Here is a 25,819-nt window from a genome sequence, read left to right as displayed (position 1 = left end):
CCATGCAAGACCAAAGCCGTTTCGACACCCTGGGGCGTCTGGAAGACCTGCCCCTCGACTACCGCGAGGACCTCGCCCGCCTCAACCTCGTGCCCCTGTGGCCGAGCCTGCGCGCGGTACTGCCCGCCGGCAAGCCGCAGCCCAACACCCGGCCGATCCACTGGCCCTATGAAACCCTGCGCCCGCTGCTGATGAAGGCCGGCGAGCTGACCCCCATCGAGAAGGCCGAGCGCCGCGTGCTGGTGCTGGCCAACCCCGGCCACGGCCTCGAGAAGATGCAGGCCAGCGCGGCGATGTACCTGGGCATGCAGTTGCTGCTGCCCGGCGAATGGGCGCCGGCCCACCGCCACACCCCCAACGCGGTGCGGATGATCGTCGAAGGCGAAGGCGCCTACACCACGGTGGACGGCGAGAAGTGCCCGATGAGCCGTGGTGACCTGATCCTCACCCCGACCGGCCTGTGGCACGAGCACGGCCACGACGGCGACGGTCCGGTGGTGTGGCTGGACGTGCTGGACCTGCCGCTGGTGTATTACATGGAGGCCTCCTACCACATCGACGGCGAACCCCAGGCCGTCAAGCCCGGCCGCGGCGACCGCAGCTACGCCCGCGGCGGCGTGGTGCCAACCCAGGTGTTCGAGCGCTCGAACAAGGCCTACCCGATGCTGCGCTACCCGTGGGTCGAAGCCCGCGCCGCGCTGGAGGCGCTGGCCGCCGATCAGCCTGAGCTACAAGCCGTGCAAGTCAGCTACGTGAATCCCGAGACCGGCACCGACGCCGAGAACATCCTCGGCTTCTACGCGCTGATGCTGCGCCCGGGCCAGACGCTCAGCCTGCCAGTGCGCTCGCCGGCGATGGTCTTCCACCTGATCGAGGGCGGCATCGACGTCGCCATCGGCGATAACAGCTTCGCCCTCGCCGAGGCCGACACCTGCTGCGCCCCCGGCTACACCCCCGTGCGTCTCTCCAACCGCTCCAGCAACAGCCCAGCCTTCGTCTTCATCGCCGACGAAACGCCGCTGCACCGCAAGCTCGGCGTCTTCGAGAACCGCGGCTGAACCACCTCACACACCCCATACCAAGGAAAACAGACATGACCCAGCAGACCTACCTGTGGAACCCGCAACCCGTCTTCTCCCTGCCCGTGCAGGGCAGCGAGGCGCGCCTCCCCGTCAAGCGCATCTTCTGCGTCGGCCGCAACTACCACGCCCACGCCATCGAGATGGAGCGCCCGGTGGACAAGGCCACGATGCGGCCCTTCTACTTCATCAAGGACCCATCCACCCTCGTCGAATCCGGCGCCACCGTGCCCTACCCGGCCGGCACGCAGAACTACCACTACGAGATGGAGCTGGTGGTAGCCATCGGCCGCAGCGGCTTCCGCGTCACCGAGGCCGAAGCCGGCGAGCTGATCTACGGCTACGCCGCCGGCCTCGACATGACCCGCCGCGACCTCCAGCTGGTGGCCCGCGAACAGGGCCGTCCGTGGGACCTGGGCAAGAACTTCGAGAAGTCCGCTGTGTGCAGCGAGATCGTGCCGGCCGGCGAACGCGGCGTGCTCGAAGCGGGCGCCATCAGCCTGGCCGTCAATGGCCAGACCAAGCAGTCCTCCGATCTCTCCAAGCTGATCTGGAACATTCGCGAGCTGATCGTCAACCTGTCCCAGTTCTACCACCTGGAGCCGGGCGACCTGATCTACACCGGCACCCCGGAAGGCGTTGGCGCGGTGAAGCCGGGTGACGTGATCACCGGCCATGTGGATGGCGTCGGCGACATCCACCTGACCGTCGGCGCCCCCGAGTAAGCCATGAAGCTGCACAACTTCTTCCGCAGCGGCACCTCGCACCGGCTGCGCATCGCGCTGAACCTGAAGGGGCTGGACTACGAGTACCTGCCGGTAGACCTGCGCACCGAGCAGCACCTGGGGCCGGCCTTCAAGGCCCTCAACCCGCAAGGGCTGGTGCCGGCGCTGGAAGCCGACGGGCAAGTTCTGATCCAGTCGCCGGCCATCATCGAGTGGCTGGAAGAACGCCATCCCGAGCCACCGCTGCTGCCGAAAGACGCCGACGCCCGCGCCCGCGTGCGAGCTCTGGCGGCCATCGTCGGCTGCGACATCCACCCGATCAACAACCGGCGCATCCTGGAATACCTGCGCCACACGCTGCACTGCGACGAGGCCGCCATCAACGCCTGGTGCGCCACCTGGATCGGCGCCGGCTTCGACGCCCTGGAAGCCCTGCTGGCCGCCGATACGCAGCGCGGCGCCTTCTGCTACGGCAACACGCCGACGCTGGCCGATGTGTACCTGGTACCCCAGGTGGAGAGCGCCCGCCGCTTCAAGGCGGACCTGGCCCGCTGGCCGCTGATCCAGGCCGTGGACGCGGCCTGCCAGCAGCTCGACGCCTTCCGCCGCGCAGCGCCGGCCGTCCAGCCCGACGCCGGCTAAACCCACCCACAACGACAAACAGAGCGCGCACCGCGATACCGCCCGGTATCGCGGATGCCCCGGCACGCCCACCCAAAACGAGACGGAGACAAAAAATGAACCACGCGCGCACCATGAACGTCACGGACTTCATCGCCTACCACGCCCTCAGTCCCTACCAGGTGCTGATCATTGTGCTGTGCTTCCTGATTGTCGCCATCGACGGCTTCGACACCGCCGCCATCGGCTTTTTGGCGCCAGCCATCCGCGCTGAATGGCAACTGACACCGGGCGACATCGCGCCACTGTTCGGCGCCGGCCTGGCCGGCCTGATGGCAGGCGCCTTCCTCTTCGGCCCCCTTGCCGACCGCTTCGGGCGCAAGAGCGTCCTGATTACCTGCGTGCTGTTCTTCGGCGTCGCCAGCCTGCTGTCGGCCTACTCGGGCTCGGCCACCGAACTGGTAATGTGGCGCTTCCTGACCGGCCTTGGCCTCGGCGGCGCGATGCCCAATTCGGTGACGCTGACCTCCGAGTTCTGCCCTGACAAGCGCCGCGCCTTCCTCGTCACGGCGATGTTCTGTGGTTTCACGGTCGGCTCTGCGCTGGGCGGGCTTGCCTCGGCTCATCTCGTCGAGGCCTACGGCTGGCGCTCGGTACTCATGCTCGGCGGCGTGCTGCCGCTGGCGCTACTGCCGGCGCTCGTCTGGCGCCTGCCGGAATCCGTGCGCTACCTGGTGATGGAGAACAAGGGCTTCCATCGTGTGGCCGCCACACTGCGTCGCATCGATCCGGCCCAAGACTTCGATGGTGCTCGCTTCATCGTCAGCCACCACAAGCCCGCGGGCATGCCGGTCAGCCACCTGTTCCGGCCGGATCTGCTGCGCGGCACCCTCCTGCTGTGGCTGACCTTCTTCATGAGCCTGCTGGTGATCTACCTGCTGTCGAGCTGGCTACCGACCTTCCTCAAGAGCACCGGCGTCTCCCTGAAGACCGCCTCGCTGGTCACCACGATGTTCCAGGTCGGCGGTACGGTCGGCGCCATCGTCCTCGGCTGGCTGATGGACCGGGTCACGCCGCACCGGGTCCTGGCCACCAGCTACATGCTCGCCGGGCTGTTCGTCACGGCAATCGGCAGCCTCTCCGGTAACCCCGTGCTGGCCGGCCTGGCGGTGTTCTGCGCCGGCTTCTGCGTGTCCGGCTCCCAGGTCGGCGCCAACGCCCTGTCCGCCGGTTTCTACCCGACGGACTGCCGCGCCACCGGCGTCAGCTGGGCCAACGGCGTCGGGCGGATGGGCTCGGTACTCGGTTCGGTGGGCGGCGGCGCGATGCTGACGATGAACCTGCCGCTGTCGTCGGTGTTCATGATCGTCGGCCTGCCGGCGGTAATCGCCGGCCTGACGATGCTGATGTTCGGGCTCCAGCGCAGCCGGCAACAGGCCGTCCAGCCGACGACGGCCTGACAGGAGGCAAGTACCGACAAGCAGTGTCTCGATACATTTCCAGGCGACGAGGGCGTGGCGATCAGGCATCCTTATGGTGTTCACCCGAATCGGGAACTTGGAGCGGCCGGGAATTTGGCGACCCAGTCACTCCGGCGCTCCTCAGGTGGGCACCCGCCACAACCCCATTGAGCTTTGAGAAATGAAATCGTCTCCTGACAATCACGCGCTGACCACCGACAACGTCCATTCCGATCGCCGCTTCGGCGTCGAGCACGGCGGCATCCACAAACCGATCCACACTTCGGTGCAATATGGTTTCGACCGGGTCGAGGATCTGATCGGCGCGTTCCAGGGTACTTACAAGGGCGGCTACCAGTATGCCCGCCAGGGCACGCCGACGACGGCCGCCCTCGAAGCCAAGATCACCGCATTGGAAAACGGCGTGGGCACCGTGTGCTTCGCGACAGGCATGGGCGCCATCTCGGCAGTCTTCCTCACGCTGCTGCGCGCCGGTGACCACCTCGTCGCCAGCCGCTACATCTTCGGCAATACCAACAGCCTCCTCGGCACGATGGAAGGCCTGGGCGTCGCGGTGGACAAGGTCGATGCCTGTTCCGTCGAGGCGGTTGCCGCCGCCATCCGGCCGGAAACCCGCATGGTCTTCGTCGAGACGATTGCCAATCCGCGGACCCAGATTGCCGATCTGGCAGGCATCGGTGAGTTGTGCCGCCAGCGCGGGCTCATCTTCGTGGTCGACAACACGATCACTTCCCCGGCGCTGTTCCGACCCCGTGCCGTTGGTGCCAGCTTGGTCATCAATTCGTTGACCAAGACCATCGCCGGTCATGGAGAAGCCCTCGGTGGCGCGGTCACCGATACCGGACTGTTCGACTGGACTCCCTATCCGAACATTTTTCCGGCCTATCGCAAGGGCGATCCCAAAGCCTGGGGCCTAGTGCAGATCCGCAAGAAAGGCCTGCGCGATACCGGCGCCACCCTGTCGTCGGAACAGGCGCACCGCATCAGTGTCGGCAGCGAAACCCTCGCCCTACGCGTGCAGCGAGCCAGCAGCACGGCACTCGCGCTGGCGCAATGGCTCGAACGCCATCCGAAGATCGATGCGGTCCACTACCCCTTCCTGCCGTCGCACCCCAACCACGAGCGCGCCACGAGCCTTTTCGCGGCCGGTTCCTGGCTGCTCAGCTTCGAACTGAGCGACCCGACGACGCTGGTGGACGTACTCAACCGCCTCAGCCTGCCGATCAAGGCCACCGGGCTGGGCGACACGCGCACGCTGATCATCCCGGTCGCGCCGACCATCTTCTGGGAGGCGGGCCAGGAAGCGCGCGCCGCGATGGGCATTGCCGAAGGCCTGATCCGCCTGTCGGTCGGCCTCGAGGACGAGGCCGACCTGATCGCCGACTTCGAGCGCGCGCTGGCTTGATTGAGAAAAACTGTCGATTACCGGGAGGAACCCCTCCCGGCACGACGGCTCTCCTCGTGCTCAGCCCACAGGGCGTTGAGGATGGCCAGCAGCACCGCGAAGCCGATTCCCAGAATCCAGGCGAAATACCACATCTGTCCTTCTCCTCAATAAACCGAATGGCTGTTTTCCCGCACGTAGGCGGCGGTGACCTTGCCGCCCATGACGCGGTAGGCCCAGGCGGTGTAGATGATGATGATCGGCATGAACAGTACGGTCGCCACCAGCATGATGGTCAGGGTGAGCTGGCTGGACACGCTGTCCCATACCGTGAGGCTGGCGTTGGGATCGATGGACGACGGCAGGATGAACGGGAACAAGGCAGCCCCCGCGGTGCCGATGACCCCCACGATGGCCAGCGCCGAGGCCCAGAACGCCGCCATCGTGCGCCCCGAGCGCGCCAGCGCCTGGGCTGCCGGTACTGCGACAAAGGCTACGGCCGGCAACGCCAAGGTCAGCGGGTAATGCCGGTAATTGGCAAACCACGCACCGGCTTCGCGGACGACGGTCTTGGCGAGGGGGTTCGGCTGGGCCGCGGTATCCAGTGCGGACTGGATCACGTAGCCGGGAATGCCCATCCATAGCCACACACCGGCTGCAGCAAAAGCCAGCAGCATCAGACCGCCGAAGAAGCCGGCCCCCCGCAAGGCACGCCACTGGAGCTCACCCTGGGTGCGATGGGCCAGGTAGATCGCACCGTGGAAGCAGATCATCGCCGACGACACCACGCCGCACAGCAGCGCGAACGGACTCAGCAATTCCCAGAACGAGCCCGAATAGGTGGACACCAGCTGCGCATCGAAGCTGAACGGCACGCCGAGGAAAAGATTACCGAAGGCCACACCGAAGATCAGCGGCGGCACCGCCCCTCCGACGAACAGCCCCCAGTCCCAGGTGCGCCGCCAGGTCGGGTTGTCGATCTTGCTGCGGTAATCGAAACCCACCGGCCGGAAGAACAGCGCCCACAACACTGCCAGCATGGCCCAATAGAAGCCGGAGAAAGCCGTCGCATAGACCAGCGGCCAGGCCGCGAAGATCGCTCCACCGCCGGTGATGAACCACACCTGGTTGCCGTCCCAGTGGGGCCCGACGGTATTGATGATGACCCGCCGTTCCACATCGTCGCGGCCGACGAAGGGCAGCAGCGTGCCGACGCCCATGTCGTGGCCGTCCATGATCGCGAAGCCCACCAGCAGCACGCCGACGAGCAGCCACCAGATCAGTTTGAGAGTCGTGTAATCGAGCAACATGTGGATCTCCTTCAGGCGTGGGCCTCGTTGGCATAACGACCGGTCCCCAGGCTGCCGGGGCCCTGCTTCGCAAAGCGGGTCATCAGGTACATCTCGACGACCAGCAGCACCGTGTAGAAGCCGACAAAGCCGGCCAGCGACCCGTACAGGCTTTCCACGCTGAGAGTCGAAACGGAAAGATGGGTCGGCAGCACGCCGTAGATCGTCCACGGCTGGCGCCCGTATTCGGCGACGAACCAGCCCACTTCACAGGCCAACCACGGCACCGGCAGGAAATACACGGCCCAGCGCAACAGCCAGGGCTTGTCGGCAAAGGTTCCTTTCACCGAGTACCACAGGGCCAGACTGAACAGGGCCAGCATGCCGAAACCGAAAGCCACCATCAGGCGGAAACTCCAGAACATCGGCGTCACGCGCGGCACTGTGTCGTTAACTGCCCGGTCGATCATTGCCGGCGTCGCCTGGCCCACGTCGGCAGTGTATTTCTTCAGCAGCAGGCCAAAGCCCAAGTCGGCCTTGTGCCGCTCGAAGGCCTCGCGGGCGTGGACGTCGTCCGGATCGCGGCGCAAGGCTTCGAGGGCCGTCACCGCGCCGATACCGGCGACAATGCGCTCCCGGTTCTTGGCCTTGATCTCCTTGATGCCTGGAATCTGCTTGCTCAGCGAACGCGTGCCGATGATGCCCATCACCCACGGGATCTCGATGGCGAAGTCGTTCTTCATCTCCGCCTCGTTGGGGATAGCAACGAGATTGAACGAGGCCGGCGCCGGCTCTGTCTCCCACATCGCCTCGATAGCGGCAAGCTTGGTCTGCTGAGCCTCGCCGACGGTGTAGCCCGACTCGTCGCCGAGCACGATCACCGAACACACCGACGCGAAGCCGAAGGCCGCCGCGATGCCGAAGCTGCGCTTGGCGAACTCCACGTCACGCCCCTTGAGCAGGTACCAGGACGAGATCGACAGTACGAACATCGCCCCGGTCACGTAGCCGGCCGACACGGTATGCACGAACTTGGCCTGGGCATCCGGGTTGAACAGCAGCGCCCAGAAGTCGGTCATCTCCATGCGCATCGTCACGTAGCTGAACTCCGCACCCACCGGGTTTTGCATCCAGCCGTTGGCGATCAGGATCCACAGCGCCGACAGATTGGTGCCCACGGCCATCAGGATCGTCACCAGCAGATGCTGCTTGCGGGAAAGCCGGTCCCACGCGAAGAAGAACAGGCCGATCATCGTCGATTCGAGGAAGAAGGCCATCAGGCCTTCGATGGCCAGCGGCGCACCGAAGATATCGCCGACGTAATGGGAGTAGTAGGCCCAGTTGGTGCCGAACTGGAACTCCATGGTGATGCCGGTGGTGACCCCCAGCGCGAAGTTGATGCCGAACAGCTTGCCCCAGAAGCGGGTCATGTCCTTGTAGAGCTGCTTGCCGGTCATCACGTAGACCGACTCCATGATCACCAGCAGCCACACCATGCCGATGGTCAGCGGTACGAAAAGGAAGTGGTAGAGGGCCGTGGCGGCAAACTGAAGGCGGGAAAGATCGACCACTTGCTCAGTGACCATGACTGCCTCCCTGGCCAGCCATGGGGCCGGCAAGATGTGCAGACATGGCCGCCGGATCGACCGGCACCTTTGCGTCGTGAACGAAGAACCACCACAGGGCGCCAAGCGCAATGGCCTTGGCGAGGAGGATCCAGCCCAGGTGGCGTAACAGGAATGAGTCAGTTGGGGTCATGGTTCGACTGCCTTGTTGGAAAATCAGACTTTGCTTATCAAGCGTCGTGCCATTCTGCCGAATTTCGACAAAGTCTTTTTACAACAAAGGCTTGAATTCGACTTTTCGCGACGATTGGTCGCAGACCGGCCCCTGCCTCGAGGCTGCCGCGACAGCCATTGGCAGTCATGAATTGCTCAATGGCAGTATCTGGCAGCATTTCGACAGCAGGTCAAACCACCATGACACGGACGTATTCGTTGTGTCCCGAGACTTCCGGGCCGCACCTGGTTCGAGCCCCATCCAGCCACAGCGGTTCCGCAAAGCTCACCCCAGCAGCCACACGACGGCCGCCCCGCCGACCACAAGTTGCAGGAACAGGATCGCACCGAGCAACAGCGCCCCGCTGCCAGCTTTGCGGATGCGCGCGAGACGGGTTTCCAGGCCAAGAGCCGCCATCGCCACGGTCAGCAGCAAGGTGTCGGCAGCCCGCAGCGTCTCCATCTGCGCCGGAGAACACAGTTGCAAGGAATTCAGGCCCACGACGGCCACGAAGCCCAGCGCAAACCACGGCACACGCACACCTCCGGAGATGCCCTCCCCACGACACCTCAGAAACAGGCTCACACCAAACAGGAACGGGGCCAGCATCATCACCCGCAACATCTTGACGATCACCGCGGTGTCTTCAGCACCGCCGCCCACCGCATTGCCAATGGCTACCACTTGGGCCACTTCGTGCACCGTCGCGCCTACATAGACGCCAAACGTCTGCGCCGGCCAGTGGATGAAGCGCTGAAGACAGGGGTAGAGCGCCATTGCCAGGGTGCCGAACAGGACAACCGTGCCGACCGCCGCACTGGTCCTGTGGGGCTGCGCGCCTACAACCGGCTCGGTAGCCAGGATTGCCGCCGCCCCGCAGATCGCGCTTCCGGCCGAGGTAAGGATCACGGTGTGCGGATCGAGCTTGAGCCAACGGGTTCCCACCAACCAGCCAACGAGCAGCGTGCTCGTCATCATCAGCAGATCGGTCAGCAGCGCACGGGAACCGACGCCGATGATCTGCTGAACGCTCAAGTTGAACCCGTAGAGGGCAACACCCGTCCGCAGCACCCTCCCTTGTGCCAGCAATACGCCAGGGGTGAAGCGCTGCCGAAAACGCTCCGGCAAGCCGTTGCCGAGCAGCGCGCCGAACAGGATCGCCAGTGTCAGCGGCCCGATGCCAAGACGACCGATGAAACCAAGCCGACTGACCGTGTAAGCCATCGCAGCCAGGAACATGCACAGGCCAAGTCCAATCAGCCATGACACGCGCGTGTTGAGATATGCGAAGAGATTCATTGACGCTGTCCTCGATGTAGAGCCGAGATATTAGCGTCAACTAATATATTAGATAAAATGGATTATTTAGAATAAATACATCTGTAAAATAGATATACAGAATCGTACGTGCAATGCGAAAAGGGACTGCATTTCTGCAGTCCCTTTTCAATCTGGCGCGCCCGGCAGGATTCGAACCCACGACCCCTTGGTTCGTAGCCAAGTACTCTATCCAACTGAGCTACGGGCGCAACACTCACACGCTCAACCGACCGGAAACCCGGTGAGGCCATTGCCTCTGCGGTTGAAAGAGCCGCACTGAAGCGACTCTGGCAAAACTGGCGCGCCCGGCAGGATTCGAACCCACGACCCCTTGGTTCGTAGCCAAGTACTCTATCCAACTGAGCTACGGGCGCACACTTCACAATCAGTCAACCGGAGACCCGGCGGAAGACATTGCTTCCCGACTGAACAGAACCGCATCGAAGCGATTCTGGTAAAACTGGCGCGCCCGGCAGGATTCGAACCCACGACCCCTTGGTTCGTAGCCAAGTACTCTATCCAACTGAGCTACGGGCGCGCTGCGAAAGACCGGCATTATACATAGCTTCGGAGAAATTGGAAGCCTTTCGTTGCAGTTTGATGTCTTTCTCTTCAGCGCCCCGAAATTCCCCCTTTGGCGTCCTTCTTGCGTACCTGTCTGCAGCCGGGCTTTTGCGCGATCAAAACGGAGGGTTTGCGACACCACGCCCCGTTTTTTGCGCCAGCCCTTGTCGATGATCCCACGCCCCAAGGAGCGCAAGATGTTCGTCCCCGTCTGCAAGCAGAGCTATCTCTACGAAGGTGAAATGGTGCCGTGCATGGCCGGCGCCAAGGAAATCCTGATCGTCTGGGCCGACGGCGGTCAGCCGCGCGCCTTCGACGGCATCTGCCCGCACGGCACCTTTCCGCTGTCGAAGGGTATGTTCAATGGCCGTACGCTGGTCTGTCCGTCCCACAACTGGGTCTTCGACGCCCGCAACGGACAGGGCCTGTCGCCCACCGGCTGCCAGATCCCGGAGTACGCGATGAAATTCGAGGATGGCATGGTGTGGGTGGACACCGACGCCAGCGCAGTCAACGCCCTGTGTGGGACTGGCGGTAGCGGGACGGACTGAGCCCCGTGCGGCGTTTGACGAAGCGGCAGAAGTAGGCCGGATCGTCGAAGCCCAGGCTGGCCGCGATGCCGGTGACCGGCTCGGTTGTATACAGAAGGAGCCGGCAGGCCTCGCGGGTCAAACGCTCGTGGATCACGTCCAGCGCGCTGCCACCGCACTCCGCACGGGTCAGGCGGTTGAGGCGCGGGGTGCTCACACCTAGCTGGCTGGCGTAGCGGGCCACTGGCCAGTGCTCCAGGTAATGGGCTTCGACCTGCAGCACGAAGCGGGTGAACAGCGCCTGATGCACCGCTACCGGACTCCCCTCCCCCAACGCCTGCAAGCGGGCGCCGGCCTGGGCCAGGTGCCAGACGATGGTCTGGGATAGCCAACGCAAGGGCGGCGAGCCGGCCATGCCCGGGCTCATGAATTCGGCGTTGAGTTCCCGCAGCAGTGCATCCAGCCGCCCTACCACCGGGTCTTCCGCATCGAAGCACAACACGCGCGGCCCGGCGAACAGTTCGCGCAGGGCTTTTCCGACCGTATCCAGTTCCCCTTCGACCAGGAAGTGGCCACCCAGCGTAAGCACCCGGCCCTGGGTCTCCGGCGCGAAGCGGAAGCCATGCACGGTACCGGGCGGAATGATCACCGCCACCGGCCCCGTTACCTCCTGGCGCCCCGCATCCAGCGCGACGCTTGCCGCTCCCTCGGTGATCCATACCACCTGGTACAGGCCGTGGTGCAGATGGGGCTGGATCTCCCAGTCGTGGATGCGGCTGCGGGACTGGATCTCTTCAATATGGAGAAGCTCGCGCACCGGCTCGGCCGCTTCACCATATAAAGTGAAGCTCGGGATCAGCGGCTTGGGCGCAACGAAGCGGGACCTGACGCGCATGTCCATGCGTAGCGCCTCAGGGAAGAAGGTTCGCCGGCGTCCGGCCGGCCTCGCCGTACAGCACGAAACCCGAATGCCACGCGGGGAAATGCGGAAAGAGATGCATCACGGGACTCCGGAAGCGGCACGACGCCAACACTGGCGCCGATTATGACGCCGCCTCCATCCCGCCGACAGTACGCGGGCCCACTAGCAGCTAGACAATTCTGCTATGGCCCGCCTGTCGCAGATCAGATGCCAATCAGCTCTGCCAGCCCTCGAACGGCAACCCAACGTAGTTCTCCGCCAACGATGCCGCCGCCGCGCGGGAGCTGACGGTGTACTCCAGCTGCGAACGGCGGAAGCGCCGGGTGATGGTGTCCTCGCCGTCGAAGTCGTGCAGCATGTTGGTCATCCACCAGCTGAAGTGCTCGCCGCGCCACACCCGCTTGACCGCCCGGACGCTGTAGCTGTCAAGGCCGACCCGCTCGTCCCGGCGGTAGAAATCGACGATCGCCTTGCTGAGCAGCACCACGTCGCCGGCCGCCAGGTTGAGGCCCTTGGCGCCAGTCGGCGGCACGATGTGGGCGGAGTCGCCGGCCAGGAACAGGCGGCCGTGCTGCATCGTCTCGCAGACAAAGCTGCGCATCGCGATGATGCCCTTCTGGAAGATCCGACCTTCCTTCAGCTGCCAGCCGTCGTCGTTGGCCAGGCGGGCACGGAATTCAGCCCAGATGCGGTCGTCGGACCAGTTGTCGACGCTGTCGTTGGGATCGCACTGGAAATACATGCGTTGCACGTCCGGCGTACGCGTGCTGACCAGCACGAAGCCGCGGTCGCTCTGGGCGTAGATGAGTTCGTCACTGGACGGCGGGGCCTCGCACAGGATGCCGAACCAGCCGGCCGGGTAGACCTTCAGGTGTTCCTGGCGGATGGACGCCGGGATCGCCTGGCGGGACGGGCCGTGGAAGCCGTCGCAGCCGCCGATGAAGTCGCACTGGATCTCGCGGGCCTCGCCATCCTTGGCGTAACGGATGGACGGCTGCGTGCCGTCGATGCCATTCAGGCTCACGTCGGACACGCCGAACTCGATGGTCGTGCCGTTGGCGAGCACCGCCGCCACCAGATCCTTGATCACCTCATGCTGCGGATAGACAGTGATCGACTTGCCGCCGGTCAGCTCGGGCAGGTCGATACGGTGGCGCTTGCCGCCGAAGGACAGCTCGATGCCGTTATGCACATAACCTTCGCGCACCATGCGCTCGCCGACGCCCAGTTCCTTGAGCAGTTCGACGGTGGGATGTTCCAACACGCCGGCCTTGATGGTCGCCTCGATGTCCTCCCGCGAGCGCTGCTCGACGATCACCGACTCGATGCCCTGCAGATGCAGCATGTGGGAAAGCAGCAGCCCCGCCGGGCCTGCACCGATGATGCCAACCTGGGTCTTCGTCATGTCCTTGTCTCCTGTCAGAGTTGTTGTGTTCGACAGGACGCAGGTTACGGACAGACATAGATCGCTTGAATGGACGAATCAGCAGTACAAATTGCACTTTTGGAACGACTGCGGCCGGAGGGTATCGCCGCAGCGAAAATCAGCTCAGACCGGCCCGGCTTCGCACATCAGGTCGGCAACCAGGCCACGCAGCCAGCGATTGGCCGGGTCATTGTGAAAGCGCTCGTGCCAGTGCTGGCGCACGGAGTATTCCGGCAAGGGATACGGCACCGGGAAGCAGCGGAAACGCCCGCGCCCGGCCAGCACTTCACCGAGGCGCCTGGGAATGGTCAGCAGCAACTCGGTCTGCTCAATGAAGAAGGCCACACCGACGAAATTGGGAATCCGCAAGGCCACCCGCCGGCGGATTCCCTGGCGGGCCAGTTCCTGGTCCACGATCAGGTGGCCGGTGCCCTGGGTGCTGACCAGCGCATGCTCTTCTGCCTCGAACTGTTCGGGAGTCAGGCCGTCGCGGATGCGCGGATGGTCTGCGCTCACCATGCACACATAGTGCTGGCGGAACAGGGCCTGCTGGTAGAAGCCCGCCTCCAACTGCGGGATGAAACCAATCGCCAGATCGGCCCGCCCGCTCTCGAGCAAGTCCGACGTATCCGGCGACAGGGGTAGCACCTCGATCTGTATCCGTGGCGCCACCTCGCGCAGGCGCCGCCACAAGCCCGGCATGATCACCAGCTGGCTGATGTCCGTCATGCAGATCCGGAAGCAGCGGCTCGATTGAGAAGGGTCGAACTCGGTGCGCTGCCCCAACACCCGGTCGAGCGCCTGCAAGGCCTCGCGTACGGACTCGATCAGCGACTCAGCCAGCGGCGTCGGCTCCATGCCGCCAGCAGTGCGCACGAACAACTGATCGCCAAACTGCTCCCGCAGCTTGCCCAGCGCGATGCTTACCGCCGGCTGCCCCATGTTCAGCGTCTCCGCCGTACGGCTCACGCTACGGGACTTGAAGACTTCGTCGAAGACGCTGAGCAGGCGGGCGTCGAGGGGGTTCATGGGCGGCAGCTGGTTCTCGGCACAGAGCGCCCATCTTACTGCAGGGCCGTCACGGTCGACCGAAATGTGCCATTGGCAGATCGAAAAATACACATGTCATGTTGACATGAAAATGACATTAACCTAAAAAGACAGGCTTTACGGCACTGATGACATCGAGCGCTCATGACATCTCCTCTCGCATCGGCCCTGTCCAGCCTCCTCAACGCTCTCAGCCAGGCAAACTCCATCCTGAGGCTGCGGTTTCCCGACGACGCAGCAGCAGCCGTCAAGCGCCTGGTGCCTTACCAGTTCGCCGGCGAGGAGGCCATCTGCGACGGCGTCCGCTATCGCCTGCAATGCCTGGCCGATGACAACCGGATCGATCTGACCGAGCTGCTGGGCCTTCCCGTTGCAGCGACCATCGGTGACGACCGCGGCGGACGCCGGCTGATCAGCGGCATCGTCACCTCCGCCGAACAACGCCTGTCCGACGGTGCGGCAACGGCCATCGAACTGGTCTTCGAGGACGCCCTCGCCATACTCCGCCGGCGCAGCACCTGGCGGGTGTTCTGCGAAACCTCGGTCGTCGAGATCACCGAGCAGATCCTCGCCGAACACATCCGCGGCAACACGCTCCTCGCCCAGGCCTTCAAGTTCGTCATCACCGGCCTCCAGAAGAGTTACCCGAAGCGCGCCTTCACACTGCAGGCAGGCGAAAGCGACCATGCCTTCCTCACCCGCCTGTGGCGCCAGGAAGGCATCGCCTGGAGCTTCCAGTTCGCACTGGACAAGGATGTCCCGCAGCACACGCTGCTGCTCACCGACCGACCCGGCGCCTTTCCCGACAACCCCGCCGGCACCGTGCGCTTCCACCGTGCCGACGCCACCGAGGAACGCGACACCGTCGTCGCCTGGTGCGCCTGGCGGACCCAGGCACCCTCCTCCATCACCCGCGCCAGCTTTGACTACAAGTCCGTCCGAGCCTCAGAGAACGTGCAGCCCACGGTGCTCAAGCAAGGCAAGGCCGGCAATGCGCTGGCCGGCACATTGACCGACTACCATTACGACGCACCGCAGCAGGCCGCCGACAGCACCCACTACGACGAAATGGGTCGTGCCCGCATCCTGGCCCACGAGTTCGCCGCCTCGGGCTGGCGCGGCGAATCGGTGGTCCGCCAGTTCGCCCACGCCACCGTCTTCGGGCTGAGCGAACACCCCGAGATCGACGCCTGGCCCCGCGATCGGCGGAAGTTCACGCTCACCCGGCTCCAGCTCTACGCCCGTAACAACATTCCTCTCGATCCGGCGCTGGAACGCCGCCTCGCCGAGGGCTGGAATATTCCCGGCAACGACGGCAACGCAGAAGAGCGGGCAGAGGCGCCGATCTACTACAACCGCTTCGAATGCGTGCAGCAGGACGTCGCCGTCGTCCCCTTTCACTCAGCTGCCGATGTGTCTCCCATCGGCATCCTCAGCGCCATCGTGGTGGGCGCGGAAGGCAGCGAGATCGATGTGGACGACCAGGGGCGGGTTGCCGTGCGCTTCCCCTTCGCGCGTCCGGAGGATCATCCCAACGGCTACGGCACTTCAGGAACGCCGCGGGATTCCGCACGCATCCGGGTCATGCATCCGTGGGCCGACAATGCCTACGGCGCGGCCTTCTGGCCCCGCGTCGGCTCGGAAGTGCTGATCGGCTTTCTGCAAGGCGACCCATCCAGACCGATTGTCCTCGGCGCGGCCTACAACGGTACCCACGAGCCGCCGCGCTTCTCCGGCTACGGCAGCCTGCCCGCCAACAGTGCGCTGTACGGGCTGCGCAGCAAGGAGATCAAGGGCAGCGGCCACAACCAGCTGCGTTTCGACGACACCTCGGCACAGATCAGCGCCCAACTGTCGTCCGATTACACCACCAGCCAGCTCAACCTCGGCTGGCTCGGCAAGCCGCGCCAGGACGGGCAGTCCGAAGCCCGCGGCGAAGGTTTCGAGCTGGCCACGGACGCGGCCGGCGCCCTCCGCGCCGCCAAGGGTCTGCTCGTGTCCGCCTGGTCGCGCTTCAAGGCGTCCGGCGCCCAGCTGGACCGGCAGGAGCTGCTGAGCCTGATGGAAGAACAGCTGGATTTCTTCAAACAAATCGGCGACTACGCCGCCCAGCACGGCGGCAAGGCCAATGACAACGCGCCCCACAGCCAGCTCCACGACGACCTGAAGAACTGGGAGGCTGGCTCCAACACCGCCAGGGGCGGAGCCGGCGGTGGCAAGCCGCTGGTCGCCGTCAGCGCCCCAGCCGGCGTCTACTTCAACAGCCCTGAGGCCGTAGTGGCCCATGCCGGCAAGAATGTGGACATCGTCGCCGGTCAGCACCTTCAGTCGGCCTGCGCCGGCCGCCATACTCTCAACACCGGCAAGGGCATCGCGATGTTCGCCCAATCGGAAGGCATCAAGATCCTCGCCCACCACGGCAAGCTGGAACTCCAGTCCCAGCACGGCGACACCCAGGTCAATGCCAGCCAGAACCTGAAACTCTCCGCCAGCGAAGGCAAGGTGCAGGTCATGGCCGCCGAGGAGATCCTTCTCGCCGAATCCGGCGGTGCCTACATCAAGCTGGCCGGCGGCCGTATCGAATTGGGCTGCCCCGGTGCTTTCACCGTCAAGGCCTCCAGCCACCAATGGTCCGGCAGCGCCTCAGGCCAAACCGACCTGCCCAAGTTCTCCGCCGGCGACCTTGGCCGCACACCCGTGCTGGTCCGTGCTACCGACGGCCAGCCCATCAGCGGCATCCCCTACTCGATCACCCGCCCCGACGGCAGCACCCTGTCCGGCCACACGGATGCCGCCGGCAAGACCTCCGCCCTCGAGGGCAGCACCTTTGAGCAAATCAGCGTGCAGTTCTTCGCCCCCGACCAATAACCGACCCTGTCCTTCGCCATGATTGCCCCCGGACTCAACACGCCCCAGCCCCTGGCCACCGGCCAGTTCTTCACCAACCCCAACCACAGCCAGAAGAAGATCCCCAACCCCCTCCCGCTGCCTGGTGTAGTGATCTTCGTGCATGGCGTCAATTCGGACGGCGAATGGTTCGACGCCAGCGAAGAAGGCCTGTGCAAGGGGCTCAACAAGCGGCTGGCCCGGCAGTCGGAGCAACTGGCGTGTCAAGGGCCGGAGGCTGGGCAGTTGAGGGAGGTTCGATATACCGCGGAACTAACTCCTGACGGGTTTATCAGCCCCAAGCGCAGTGCCAAGAACTTCATCGAGACTTCGCAAACTCACTGGTCTCCCGTGATCCGCTTCCGCTGGGGCTACAAGGCCAGCAAGGAAGACCTCAAGACCTTCGGCTCCAACATCTGGCTCAACGAGCAGGACTACTGGGGCGGTGGCCCCTTCGCCAACGGCTGCACCAGTCTGCCCGACCTCTGGAGCGAAGGCACCAACGACCGCCTGTTCCTGTGGCTCACAGCCCAGCACGTGAACCCCGTTCCGGGCCGTGACGTCTTCGCCTGCCCACCGCGCAGCTACTACGTTTTCGCCGCGCTCAGGCTCGCCAAGCTGGTCGCATCAATCCGCGCCAAACAGGCGGACTGCCCGGTCACCATCGTCTGCCACAGCCAGGGAAACATGGTCGGCATCGCCGCAGCATTTCTCGGCGAACGCCTCGGCGACGCCGTTGCCGACAACTACATCCTGTGCAATCCGCCGCTGAGCCTGCGGCCCGATAACTTCGCCGAGCACTGGACCCAGCGCTACACCATCAGCACAAACAACCAGACGAGCGGACGCCAGACCTCGGCAGCCCGGAGCGCGACGCTGGCCCACTACTTCGGGATCCTGCATGCCCGCGCCAGCAAGGAGCAGGATGCAGCCAGCATCGACAAGGCCATGGCCAACGAGAACTGCCCGGTCGGAACCCCATACAAGGCAGAAACGGACCGCAAGACTCACGGCTTCAAGGAGCACACCTACGGCCGGGTCACGCTGTATTGCTGCCCCCACGATCAGGTCATCTCGGCAACACCGGTACAGGGCATCGGTTGGCTCGGTATGCACGCAAAAGAAATCGAGGCATGCAACGGGAAAGACGTATTCAGCCAACGTGTCTTCGCCCAAGGCTATTCAGTCGGCGCACCGCCCGGCAAATCTTCCGCTTACCACTACCTGAACGACCGCTGGAACAAGAAACTGAAAGACGGCAAGGATGGTTTCTGGCATCCCCCCTCGCCCTCCGCCCGCTTCTCCCTGCGCCACGGCCTCGACGCCAACACGAGCCTGCTCGGCAAGACGATGACCGTCGCAACCTGCTGGCTCCTCAGCGCCGTGGATCTCTTCAAGCTCCCAGTCAATGCCAACCCGGAGGAAAACTGGGTCATTCCGATCAATGCGCCCCCACTGCCCGAGCCCTTCACCCCCCAAGCTCGCCGCTTCGGCCAGGTCAGCGAGCAGTTCGATGAGGGCTATGACCCGGGTGGCAATTCACGGAATGCGCAGAAGCCCCAGGCGGAGAAGGCCGCTCACGACCCCTACGACTCCCACACTACCTTGAAAACGAAGGATGGCTCGATGGATGACCGCCCAATGGGCGACGCCAATTCCGAAGCCCAGATGCGCTACGAAGACCGCGCCCGCCTGCGCATGCGAGCTCGGCGCGAAGGACTGGCCGATGAAAGCAATCGGGTCATTGGCGAAGACGACCCGGCGCAGGCCAGCAAAGCTCACAAGCAATGGCGCAGCGCCAAGATCAAAACGTTTTTGTCCGAATCGGTTGATCAGAATGCAACAGACCATTCGACGATTGTCACCAACCCCATGCACGCGGAGAAGGCGATGGCTTACGACGTTGCGATTGGAGTGTGCAAATTAACCCAGGATCAACTTCAGGAATTACGAGTGGAAGCGGATTGGCGCTACCTCCCTGGTCTCATTGATCAACACCACCCCCACGCCAATCTATCGGAGTACTTCATGAGCGGCACAATGAAACGTCAAGATATCCACCTATGGGCAAACTCTGATCCAGAAGCCCTAATGCCATTAACAATCATTGATGAGCGCACCACACAATCCTCGGCACGCTCCTATCAGCAATGAGAATTTTTTTCGCAAACAGGCGCCGAAAAATAGCTCTTTCGGCTTGCATTTTTCTCACTACGCTGGCTGTCGCCATATTGCTAGCCTGGAATCAAGACACAAAAACATCCGCTCATACGTGGAATATCGAGGAGATTATGCTTCGCCTCTTAATTGCCCCTATCATTCTAAGTGCAATGGCTTTCAAGTGGTCACCAACTGAAATCGTTAGCACAGCAACAGCAGCTCCGCCAGACCTCGCCATATCAGGATCAGACAGAAACGCTATCGCGTTCAGAGCTCAAATTGTTGGCGTGCAGTGGATGAATCCGCTCGTGCGGCGGGATTACCCGACCGAGTGGCAACTACTATGGACACAGGGATTAGCACGACCAAATAAAAACGACGACATGGTCCGAACAGACCCCACTTCTTTTTCTACTGTTCAGCCCGTAGCCGCCATTGTCTGGAATATGGGCAACAAGGTTTCCTTTTCCAGTTTTTTCGGGGGCTATGTGCGTCGAATTCTCCCGCCTTTCGGTCGCCCCTACGTCATGAACCCGAAGTACTTTTATAGCGTTCAGCCACGCTCCCCAAAAGACTGGCGTGAACTTGCCGGCATCCATATCGAATTTGCGCTTCCCGATACGCCCCTCCTACCTCCCAATGAAGCGGCCAAAATCGCGCAAGAAGCAATCACTTCAGAATTCGAATTCTTCAACCCCAATCTCTCCACCCGAGATGTCCCCGCCGACGTACACATCTCCGTCGGCGGCGCCAGCGTCGGTTTCACCTCCCTCACCGCCGCCCTCGATTACCTCAAAACGCACCCCAAGGAATCCGTTTGGGCGATGACCTGGGATTCCCCGGATCACCCCAAGGACGAGCAGATGACCGAGAACTGCGTCCTCCTCGTCCTCGCCGGCCCCGACTTCGACACCAAGCGCGAACCGCTCGCGTGGATCGGCTACCCGACAGTCCACAAGAGCGAGGACTTCGAAACCCAGCCCGACGCGTCCCGCCAACTCCAAGCTTGGCAAGCCGCCATCCGCGATGCAGCGACGCAGGCCGACACGACAATCCCAGCCCTCGGCCACGTCATCCACGACGCCGGTTTCGGTTCCGATGCGGCCGGACGTCGGCTGGCACAAGTCGGCCATGCCCTCGGCACGCTCAACCCCGAATTCGACTTCGCCACCCAGACCTTCAACACGCCCAAGCTGCTCGGCGACATGCGTGCCGGCACCGCGCTGACCAACGTCGCGCTGGCCATCGCGTGGACGCACCAGAAAGGCAAGCCGGTCCTTGTGCTCGGCACCACCGAAACCGACCGCCTCAGCGCCGTCGTCGTCACCCCGCCGGCCCGGCCGCGCGTCTTCGATCCCAACCGCGACTGGTTCCGCGCCCGTGGAGAAGGCAACGCCTACCTGCCCTGGTGGGGGCTGCGCAAGGACGCGGACTGGGCCACGTACCCGCAGGGATTCTCCGATTGAACACTCCTCACTCCCGGAGGTTGCAATGAAAGGCGTCATCCGACTTGGCGATCCCACCAGCCATGGCGGCAGTGTGGTGCAGGCCAGTCCGTCCCACCGGGTGATGGGCAGAAGCGTCGCCCGGGTGGGCGATCGCTGCATATGCCCGATGCGCGGCCACGAAAATTGCGTGATTGCGGAAGGTGATCCGAAAGTACTGAGCGACGGCATCCCGGTGGCCTTCGACGGTCACAGGACCAGTTGTGGGGCGAGGCTGATCTCCACACAGAGCAGCAGCGGGCGCACCTGATGCCGTCCTGCGTCCGTACAATGCCCGCTCCGCATCGCTCTCGAATACGGCCACCATGCCCGGCATTACCGACTACCCTGCTTTCGTCCTCGCCATCATTCTTTTCCTGCTGATTCCCGGTCCCGGCAATCTGGCGCTGATGACGTCCACCGGCAAAGGCGGCATCCGCGGTGGTCTGGCCGCAACCTGCGGCGTGATCCTCGGCGACCAGGTCTTGATGTGGCTCGCGGTGGGCGGCGTGGCCGCCCTGCTGGCGATGAATCCGCTGGCCTTCCAGGCCGTGCAATGGCTGGGTGCCGCCTACCTGGCCTGGCTGGGGATGCGGATGCTGCTCGCCAAACCCGGGCAGGCGCCGGTGCTCAACATCCGCCCGCGGCATTACCTGCGCCAGGCGCTGCTGATCACGCTACTCAATCCGAAAGCCATTGTCTTCTATATGGCCTTCTTTCCACTCTTCATCGATCCAGCACGCAATCCGGGCCTCGCCACCTACGGCATCATGGCCCTGAGCATTGCCACACTGACTTTTCTGTATGGCCTCATCGCGGTGCTGCTGACCCATTTTCTCGCCGAACGGCTGCGAAGCAGCCCAACCCTGTCCCGTGCGCTGGAGAAGCTGGCCGGCAGCATGTTGATCGCCTTCGGCATCAAACTGGCCGTAACACGCTGAATCGTTGTCGATTTTTCTTACACGCCTGGACTCACCAGCGCGTTGCATAACGCCAAGCCATTGAATTAAAAAAGCTTAATTTCAAGGCACGTATGATGCATGCGTGTGACCGCACCGCACATGATCCACCTTGTGCCGGCCCGGTCTCACGGAGACACCCATGCAATACTCCGGCCTTCCTACCTGCCTTGCCCTCGCGCTGCTCTGCGTCAACCCGCAAGCCTTCGCCGTCGACTACAGTTTTTCCGGTCAGCTCAACGATCCAGGCAATGCGGCCCTCGCGGGCAGCGATCTGGGCGCCCCCCAATTCAGCACCGACGCAGCGATTGCAAATAACGTCGCGCTGTACACTTTCAACGTCGCCACCAGTGGGACCGTCAGCTTCACCAGCCTTGGCTTTGCCGGCGGGGGGGTCGATCCCTACTTCAGCCTGTTCAGCGGCAGCGGCAACGCTGCCGGCTTCTTCGGCTCGAACTACGTTCAGGCCTTTTCCACCGGCGGCGACTTCGCTTTGAGTTTCGCCCTCACCCCCGGTGATTACACGGTCGCTCTCGGTAGTTTCGCCAATATGTCCATTGCCGAGAACACCGGCGTCGGTACCCTGGGTGACGGTTTCAGCAGTCTTGGGCAACCAGGCACTCTTGGCTCCACTTTTTACAGGCTTAACGTCGGCATACCCGACCGCTCCAACGGAGCACCCGAGCCGGGAACCCTGTTGCTACTCGGTATCGCCGGCGTCGTGTTCGGAGTGATCCGCTATTACCTGTCCCGCCGCCGCTAGCCGCGCTCCCCGAGCAATCCGGCCAACCCACCCCACTCCAGCTTGAAGATCTCCGCGTCCATCAGCGTCAGATCGCGAATGATCGGCCGGAAGCGCATATGCGCGAGCACGTCCCGCTCCAGATCGATGCCCGGCGCGATTTCAACGAGCTCCATACCCTCTTCGGTCAGCCGGAACACCGCCCTCTCGGTCACGTACAGCACGGGCTGGCGGATGCCCTGGGCATAGTGGCCGCTGAAGGTGATCTGCTCCACCTGTTCGAGAAACTTGCTGTGCCCGCCTTCCTGGACCACCGTCACACGGCCGTCAGCAATCTCCACTTCTAGGTCGCCCGCCGTGAAGGTGCCGCAGAACACCACCTTGCGGGCGTTCTGCGTGATATTGATGAAGCCTCCGCAACCCACCGGCCGGCCGTTGAACTTGCTGACATTCACATTCCCGGCCGCATCGGTCTGCGCGAGACCGAGAAAGGCCACGTCGATGCCGCCCCCGTCGTAGAAGTCGAACTGGGCAGGCTGTTCGATGACCGCCTCCGCATTGAGCGCGTGGCCGAAGTCGAAGCCGCCCGCCGGCACGCCGCCGATCGGGCCCGTCTCCAGCGTCAGGGACATCAGCTGATCCACGTGTTCCTCGGCGGCCACCGCGGCGACACCTTCCGGCATGCCGATGCCCAGATTCACCACCGCACCGGCCTTCAGTTCCATTGCAGCCCGCCGGGCGATGACCTTGCGCGGGTCCAGCGGCAGCGGCGGCGTGGAGCCGCGCAGCACCTTGATGTCGCCAGCATAGGCCGGGTTGAAGTAGGTCGCCATGGTCTGCAGGTGGTTCTCCGCCTTGCCGACGACCACGTAGTCCACCACCACGCCGGGGATCTTCACCTGCTTGGGGTGCAGCGAACCCGCGCGCACCACATGCTCCACCTGGGCGATCACGATGCCGCCGCTGGCCCGCGCCGCCTGGGCCACCGACAGGCTCTCGAGCAGCACGCCCTCCCGGTCCATCGTGATGTTGCCCTTCTCGTCGGCCACCGAACCGCGGATCAGCGCGACATCCACCTTCGGCGCCTTAAACTGCAGCCATTCCTCGCCATCCATCTCGATGAGCTTCACCAGGTCTTCCTCGGTCCTGCGATTCACCTTGCCGCCCTCGATGCGCGGATCGACGAAGGTGCCCAGCCCCACCTTGGTGATGAAGCCCGGCCGGCGCCCCGCCACCTGGCGCGGCAACAGGGCCAGCACGCCCTGCGGCAGGTTGTAGGCCTCGATGCGCTCCTCCATGATCAGCTTCATCAGGTTCGGCCCGCCGACACCGAAGTGCCCACCGACCAGGCGCTTGATCAGGCCTTCATGGGCGAAATGGTGCATGCCCCGGTCCTTGCCGTTGCCTACACCCGTGGAGTGATACAGCGTCAGGTCGCGCGGATGGCCGGTGGCAAGGAAGGCCGCCTCGATGGCCTTGGCGACCTCCTCCGGAAAACCGGCCAGGCCCATGCCGGTGCAGAACACGGTGGCGCCGTTGGGAATCAGGCGAGCGACGTCGCCCGCCTCGATGAAACGGGTGGTCATGAATTTTTCCTTATCAGAAGGCGGCTTCGCTGAAGGCCGACAATGCCGGGCCGGCGGTCTGCACGGTGTGGGCGCGGGCGGCGGCTTCGGGCAGCACGGTGGCGAAATAGAAGTGGGCCAGCTCCACCAGGCTGCGCAGATAGGCCGCGTCGCCTTCGCCGGCCGCGAGTTGGCGGCGTGCTGCCTGCGCCATGCGCCCCATCTGCCACGCGCCAATCACGCTGCCGAGCAGGTGCAGGAAGGGCACCGCGCCGGCGAGCACATCGGCCAGGCGGGTCTTGCCATTGGCGAGGATCCAATCCGTCGTGCCTTCCAGCGCAGCGACGGCGGCGTCCAGCCCGTCGGCCAGCGCCGCAAAATCATCGCCGCGCAGCAAGGCCGCGCCGTCGCGGAGTTCGGCGATCAACTCGCGCAGGGTCTCGCCGTTCTCGCGCAGGATCTTGCGGCCGACCAGGTCGTTGGCCTGGATACCGGTGGTGCCTTCGTAAATGGTGATGATGCGAGCGTCGCGGAAGAACTGGGCGATGCCCGTCTCCTCGACGAAGCCCATGCCGCCGAAGACCTGGATTGCCTCATCGCACACGTCGTTGCCGACCTCGGTGCACCAGCCCTTGGCCACCGGCATCAGCAGGTCCACGTAGCGCCGGGCCTTGCCGGCCGCCGCTACGTCCAGACTGTGGTTGGCGATGTCGAACCAGCCGGCGGCGGTGTACAGCAGGCCGCGCATCGCCATCACGCGGGCGCGCATGCCAAGCAGCATGCGCTTCACATCCGGGTGATGGATGATCGGCCGCCCCGCTTCGCCGCTCACCGCGTCACGCCCCTGCACGCGCTCGCGGGCGTAGGCCAGCGCGTACTGGTAGGCCCGTTCGCCAAGGCCGAGGCCCTGCACGCCGACGCCGAAGCGGGCCTCGTTCATCATGATGAACATGGTTTCCAGGCCCCGGTTCGGCTGGCCGACCAGCCAGCCGACTGCGCCGCCGGCATCGCCGAAGCTCAAGGTGCAGGTCGGGCTGCCGTGGATGCCCATCTTGTGTTCGATGGAGATGCAGCGCACGTCGTTCTTCGCTCCGGGTTGGCCGTCCGCGTCGAGCAGGTACTTGGGCACGATGAAGAGGGACAGGCCCTTCACGCCGGACGGCGCGTCCGGCAGGCGCGCCAGCACCAGGTGCACGATGTTGGGGGTCAGCTCATGCTCGCCGTAGGAGATGAAGATCTTCTGCCCGAACAGCCGATAACTGCCGTCCTCGCCCAGCTCGGCGCGGCAACGCGTGGCGGCCAGATCGGAGCCGGCCTGGGGCTCGGTGAGGTTCATCGTCGCCGCCCATTCGCCGCTCACCACCTTGCCGAGCCACAGGGCCTTCTGCTCGTCGGACGCGGCAATCTGCAGCGCCTCGGCCTGCCCCACGTTGAGCTGCGGCAGCATCGTGAAGGCCATGTTGGTGGAGAACCACATCTCCCACACCGCAGTAGACAGCAGCTTGGGCAAGCCCTGGCCGCCGTGTTCGACAGGCAGCGACAGGCCGATCCAGCCGGCCTCGGCGAACTGCTTGTAGGCCTCGGCCCAGCCGTCGGGGGTGATCACCCGGCCGTCCTCGGTCAGCCGGCAGCCCTGCAGGTCGCCCTGGCGGTTGATCGGCGCCAGCACGCCGGCGGCGAACTTGCCGGCCTCTTCCAGCACGGCGTTCACCAGGTCCTCGCTGGCCTCCTCGCAACCCGGCAGGCGGGCGATGTCATCGAGTCCGGCCAGCGCCTTCATCAGGAATTGCATGTCCCGCAGGGGGGCTTGATAGTCGGTCATGGTGGCGTCTCCACAGCCGGGCCCGCCATTG

General features: G+C 64.1%; 22 protein-coding genes and 3 tRNA genes. 12 read left to right on the top strand and 13 right to left on the bottom strand.

The window, feature by feature from the left end; all coding sequences use genetic code 11:
* The first annotated feature begins 2 nt into the window (after positions 1-2).
* From AC1PPK_RS15650 to AC1PPK_RS15630, 5 genes are all read left to right on the top strand, one after another.
* Positions 3-1,058: a cupin domain-containing protein gene (locus tag AC1PPK_RS15650; protein WP_481113957.1), complete on the top strand. Its 1,056-nt coding sequence runs from the start codon at positions 3-5 to the stop codon at positions 1,056-1,058.
* Between the two features lie 35 nt (positions 1,059-1,093).
* Positions 1,094-1,804 (top strand): fumarylacetoacetate hydrolase family protein, encoded by a 711-nt coding sequence (locus AC1PPK_RS15645; protein WP_481113956.1) that lies wholly within the window; start codon positions 1,094-1,096, stop codon positions 1,802-1,804.
* Between the two features lie 3 nt (positions 1,805-1,807).
* Entirely contained in the window at positions 1,808-2,446 is a 639-nt protein-coding gene (maiA, locus tag AC1PPK_RS15640; RefSeq protein ID WP_481113955.1) for a maleylacetoacetate isomerase, read from the top strand.
* Between the two features lie 95 nt (positions 2,447-2,541).
* Positions 2,542-3,885 (top strand): MFS transporter, encoded by a 1,344-nt coding sequence (locus tag AC1PPK_RS15635; RefSeq protein WP_481113954.1) that lies wholly within the window; start codon positions 2,542-2,544, stop codon positions 3,883-3,885.
* A 181-nt stretch (positions 3,886-4,066) separates the two neighbouring features.
* On the top strand, positions 4,067-5,311 hold the full coding sequence (locus AC1PPK_RS15630) for a cystathionine gamma-synthase family protein (RefSeq protein WP_481113953.1): 1,245 nt from the start codon (positions 4,067-4,069) through the stop codon (positions 5,309-5,311).
* 17 nt (positions 5,312-5,328) lie between these two features.
* On the opposite strand, the gene cydX is transcribed toward AC1PPK_RS15630, so the two are convergent.
* From cydX to AC1PPK_RS15590, 8 genes are all read right to left on the bottom strand, one after another.
* Positions 5,329-5,445 carry a cytochrome bd-I oxidase subunit CydX gene (gene cydX / locus AC1PPK_RS15625; RefSeq protein ID WP_481113952.1) on the bottom strand — a complete coding sequence of 39 codons (117 nt, stop codon included), beginning with the start codon at positions 5,443-5,445 and terminating at the stop codon, positions 5,329-5,331.
* 12 nt (positions 5,446-5,457) lie between these two features.
* Positions 5,458-6,600, bottom strand: a complete 1,143-nt coding sequence (gene cydB, locus AC1PPK_RS15620) for a cytochrome d ubiquinol oxidase subunit II (RefSeq protein WP_481113951.1) — start codon at positions 6,598-6,600, stop codon at positions 5,458-5,460.
* An 11-nt stretch (positions 6,601-6,611) separates the two neighbouring features.
* A complete protein-coding gene (locus AC1PPK_RS15615) occupies positions 6,612-8,165 on the bottom strand; it encodes a cytochrome ubiquinol oxidase subunit I (protein ID WP_481113950.1) in 1,554 nt (517 codons plus the stop codon).
* Entirely contained in the window at positions 8,155-8,337 is a 183-nt protein-coding gene (gene cydP, locus AC1PPK_RS15610) for a cytochrome oxidase putative small subunit CydP (RefSeq protein WP_481113949.1), read from the bottom strand. Before cydP ends, AC1PPK_RS15615 begins: the two co-directional genes overlap by 11 nt.
* Positions 8,338-8,643: 306 nt before the next feature.
* Positions 8,644-9,657: a YeiH family protein gene (locus AC1PPK_RS15605; protein WP_481113948.1), complete on the bottom strand. Its 1,014-nt coding sequence runs from the start codon at positions 9,655-9,657 to the stop codon at positions 8,644-8,646.
* A 153-nt stretch (positions 9,658-9,810) separates the two neighbouring features.
* Positions 9,811-9,887, bottom strand: a tRNA-Arg gene (locus AC1PPK_RS15600).
* A gap of 88 nt (positions 9,888-9,975) precedes the next feature.
* A tRNA-Arg gene (locus AC1PPK_RS15595) sits at positions 9,976-10,052 on the bottom strand.
* Positions 10,053-10,139: 87 nt separating this feature from the next.
* Positions 10,140-10,216 (bottom strand) — tRNA-Arg (locus AC1PPK_RS15590).
* Between the two features lie 223 nt (positions 10,217-10,439).
* On the opposite strand from AC1PPK_RS15590, the gene AC1PPK_RS15585 reads away from it, so the two are divergent.
* Complete coding sequence (locus tag AC1PPK_RS15585) at positions 10,440-10,793, top strand: Rieske 2Fe-2S domain-containing protein (RefSeq protein ID WP_481113947.1); 354 nt, start codon at positions 10,440-10,442, stop codon at positions 10,791-10,793.
* Here AC1PPK_RS15585 and AC1PPK_RS15580 read toward each other — a convergent pair.
* The 3 genes from AC1PPK_RS15580 to AC1PPK_RS15570 all read right to left on the bottom strand — a co-directional run bounded on the left by AC1PPK_RS15580 (position 10,753) and on the right by AC1PPK_RS15570 (position 14,149).
* Positions 10,753-11,673 carry a helix-turn-helix domain-containing protein gene (locus AC1PPK_RS15580; protein ID WP_481113946.1) on the bottom strand — a complete coding sequence of 307 codons (921 nt, stop codon included), beginning with the start codon at positions 11,671-11,673 and terminating at the stop codon, positions 10,753-10,755. The two genes, AC1PPK_RS15585 and AC1PPK_RS15580, sit on opposite strands and share 41 nt — an antisense overlap.
* A 235-nt stretch (positions 11,674-11,908) precedes the next feature.
* Positions 11,909-13,099: a 4-hydroxybenzoate 3-monooxygenase gene (locus AC1PPK_RS15575; RefSeq protein WP_481113945.1), complete on the bottom strand. Its 1,191-nt coding sequence runs from the start codon at positions 13,097-13,099 to the stop codon at positions 11,909-11,911.
* A 144-nt stretch (positions 13,100-13,243) separates the two neighbouring features.
* The gene (locus AC1PPK_RS15570) at positions 13,244-14,149 is read right to left on the bottom strand and encodes a LysR family transcriptional regulator (protein WP_481113944.1); all 906 of its coding nucleotides are present in this window, start codon (positions 14,147-14,149) and stop codon (positions 13,244-13,246) included.
* 165 nt (positions 14,150-14,314) lie between these two features.
* Between AC1PPK_RS15570 and AC1PPK_RS15565 the strand changes: the two genes are divergently transcribed.
* The 6 genes from AC1PPK_RS15565 (at position 14,315) to AC1PPK_RS15540 (ending at position 22,422) form a co-directional block, all read left to right on the top strand.
* On the top strand, positions 14,315-17,038 hold the full coding sequence (locus AC1PPK_RS15565; RefSeq protein ID WP_481113943.1) for a type VI secretion system Vgr family protein: 2,724 nt from the start codon (positions 14,315-14,317) through the stop codon (positions 17,036-17,038).
* Positions 17,039-17,056: 18 nt separating this feature from the next.
* Complete coding sequence (locus AC1PPK_RS15560; RefSeq protein WP_481113942.1) at positions 17,057-19,210, top strand: T6SS effector phospholipase Tle3 domain-containing protein; 2,154 nt, start codon at positions 17,057-17,059, stop codon at positions 19,208-19,210.
* Positions 19,211-19,512: 302 nt separating this feature from the next.
* A complete protein-coding gene (locus AC1PPK_RS15555; RefSeq protein WP_481113941.1) occupies positions 19,513-20,682 on the top strand; it encodes a hypothetical protein in 1,170 nt (389 codons plus the stop codon).
* Between the two features lie 25 nt (positions 20,683-20,707).
* Positions 20,708-20,971, top strand: a complete 264-nt coding sequence (locus tag AC1PPK_RS15550) for a PAAR domain-containing protein (protein ID WP_481113940.1) — start codon at positions 20,708-20,710, stop codon at positions 20,969-20,971.
* Between the two features lie 55 nt (positions 20,972-21,026).
* Positions 21,027-21,641 carry a LysE family transporter gene (locus tag AC1PPK_RS15545; protein ID WP_481113939.1) on the top strand — a complete coding sequence of 205 codons (615 nt, stop codon included), beginning with the start codon at positions 21,027-21,029 and terminating at the stop codon, positions 21,639-21,641.
* Positions 21,642-21,801: 160 nt separating this feature from the next.
* Positions 21,802-22,422 (top strand): DVUA0089 family protein, encoded by a 621-nt coding sequence (locus AC1PPK_RS15540; protein ID WP_481113938.1) that lies wholly within the window; start codon positions 21,802-21,804, stop codon positions 22,420-22,422.
* On the opposite strand, the gene AC1PPK_RS15535 is transcribed toward AC1PPK_RS15540, so the two are convergent.
* Together AC1PPK_RS15535 and AC1PPK_RS15530 are read right to left on the bottom strand one after the other, a co-directional pair.
* Complete coding sequence (locus AC1PPK_RS15535) at positions 22,419-23,987, bottom strand: acyl CoA:acetate/3-ketoacid CoA transferase (RefSeq protein WP_481113937.1); 1,569 nt, start codon at positions 23,985-23,987, stop codon at positions 22,419-22,421. The genes AC1PPK_RS15540 and AC1PPK_RS15535 overlap by 4 nt on opposite strands.
* A 13-nt stretch (positions 23,988-24,000) precedes the next feature.
* Positions 24,001-25,788 (bottom strand): acyl-CoA dehydrogenase, encoded by a 1,788-nt coding sequence (locus AC1PPK_RS15530; RefSeq protein ID WP_481113936.1) that lies wholly within the window; start codon positions 25,786-25,788, stop codon positions 24,001-24,003.
* Between the last annotated feature and the right edge of the window lie 31 nt (positions 25,789-25,819).

Source organism: Zoogloea sp. JDB1 (genome assembly GCF_056724025.1).
This window is presented reverse-complemented; position numbering and strand designations above follow the sequence as displayed.

Excerpts from the sequence above, each read along its gene's own strand:
- AC1PPK_RS15650 (WP_481113957.1), top strand. The coding sequence starts at position 3 with ATGCAAGACCAAAGCCGTTTCGACACCCTGGGGCGTCTGGAAGACCTG.
- maiA (WP_481113955.1), top strand. The coding sequence starts at position 1,808 with ATGAAGCTGCACAACTTCTTCCGCAGCGGCACCTCGCACCGGCTGCGC.
- AC1PPK_RS15540 (WP_481113938.1), top strand. The coding sequence starts at position 21,802 with ATGCAATACTCCGGCCTTCCTACCTGCCTTGCCCTCGCGCTGCTCTGC.
- AC1PPK_RS15580 (WP_481113946.1), bottom strand. The coding sequence starts at position 11,673 with ATGGACATGCGCGTCAGGTCCCGCTTCGTTGCGCCCAAGCCGCTGATC.
- cydP (WP_481113949.1), bottom strand. The coding sequence starts at position 8,337 with ATGACCCCAACTGACTCATTCCTGTTACGCCACCTGGGCTGGATCCTC.
- AC1PPK_RS15605 (WP_481113948.1), bottom strand. The coding sequence starts at position 9,657 with ATGAATCTCTTCGCATATCTCAACACGCGCGTGTCATGGCTGATTGGA.
- AC1PPK_RS15545 (WP_481113939.1), top strand. The coding sequence starts at position 21,027 with ATGCCCGGCATTACCGACTACCCTGCTTTCGTCCTCGCCATCATTCTT.
- AC1PPK_RS15535 (WP_481113937.1), bottom strand. The coding sequence starts at position 23,987 with ATGACCACCCGTTTCATCGAGGCGGGCGACGTCGCTCGCCTGATTCCC.
- AC1PPK_RS15635 (WP_481113954.1), top strand. The coding sequence starts at position 2,542 with ATGAACCACGCGCGCACCATGAACGTCACGGACTTCATCGCCTACCAC.
- AC1PPK_RS15575 (WP_481113945.1), bottom strand. The coding sequence starts at position 13,099 with ATGACGAAGACCCAGGTTGGCATCATCGGTGCAGGCCCGGCGGGGCTG.
- cydX (WP_481113952.1), bottom strand. The coding sequence starts at position 5,445 with ATGTGGTATTTCGCCTGGATTCTGGGAATCGGCTTCGCGGTGCTGCTG.
- AC1PPK_RS15550 (WP_481113940.1), top strand. The coding sequence starts at position 20,708 with ATGAAAGGCGTCATCCGACTTGGCGATCCCACCAGCCATGGCGGCAGT.
- AC1PPK_RS15560 (WP_481113942.1), top strand. The coding sequence starts at position 17,057 with ATGATTGCCCCCGGACTCAACACGCCCCAGCCCCTGGCCACCGGCCAG.
- AC1PPK_RS15555 (WP_481113941.1), top strand. The coding sequence starts at position 19,513 with ATGAATCCGCTCGTGCGGCGGGATTACCCGACCGAGTGGCAACTACTA.
- AC1PPK_RS15630 (WP_481113953.1), top strand. The coding sequence starts at position 4,067 with ATGAAATCGTCTCCTGACAATCACGCGCTGACCACCGACAACGTCCAT.
- AC1PPK_RS15585 (WP_481113947.1), top strand. The coding sequence starts at position 10,440 with ATGTTCGTCCCCGTCTGCAAGCAGAGCTATCTCTACGAAGGTGAAATG.
- AC1PPK_RS15570 (WP_481113944.1), bottom strand. The coding sequence starts at position 14,149 with ATGAACCCCCTCGACGCCCGCCTGCTCAGCGTCTTCGACGAAGTCTTC.
- AC1PPK_RS15615 (WP_481113950.1), bottom strand. The coding sequence starts at position 8,165 with ATGGTCACTGAGCAAGTGGTCGATCTTTCCCGCCTTCAGTTTGCCGCC.
- cydB (WP_481113951.1), bottom strand. The coding sequence starts at position 6,600 with ATGTTGCTCGATTACACGACTCTCAAACTGATCTGGTGGCTGCTCGTC.
- AC1PPK_RS15645 (WP_481113956.1), top strand. The coding sequence starts at position 1,094 with ATGACCCAGCAGACCTACCTGTGGAACCCGCAACCCGTCTTCTCCCTG.
- AC1PPK_RS15565 (WP_481113943.1), top strand. The coding sequence starts at position 14,315 with ATGACATCTCCTCTCGCATCGGCCCTGTCCAGCCTCCTCAACGCTCTC.
- AC1PPK_RS15530 (WP_481113936.1), bottom strand. The coding sequence starts at position 25,788 with ATGACCGACTATCAAGCCCCCCTGCGGGACATGCAATTCCTGATGAAG.